Raw genomic sequence first — 244 nt, 5'->3', positions numbered from 1 at the left:
TCGCCGGTCAGGTCCTCGTACTTGGTGCCCGAGACTGAGAAGTCGAGGAAGTTGGTGAAGTCGTTGCCGGTGTCGGTGCCACCGCTGCCGGGATTGTCGACGGTCTGCACGAGGATCCCGGTCTGCTGCGAGCCGTCCGGCACGACCTCGTAGATGTTCTTGCCGACATCGGCCAGCGTCAGTCCGCCGATCGACCAGGCGCCGCCGGCCCCCGTCGTCGTCGAGCGGTCGCCGGCGCTGAGAT

Annotated in this window: 1 protein-coding gene; it reads right to left on the bottom strand. The window is 67.2% G+C overall.

Features of this window, described 5'->3' with window-relative positions:
- A partial coding sequence (locus tag EN857_RS35185; RefSeq protein ID WP_189522860.1) for a hypothetical protein occupies positions 1–244 on the bottom strand: 244 nt, incomplete at both ends.

Source organism: Mesorhizobium sp. M4B.F.Ca.ET.214.01.1.1 (genome assembly GCF_004791545.1).
GTDB lineage: Bacteria > Pseudomonadota > Alphaproteobacteria > Rhizobiales > Rhizobiaceae > Mesorhizobium > Mesorhizobium abyssinicae.
This window is presented reverse-complemented; position numbering and strand designations above follow the sequence as displayed.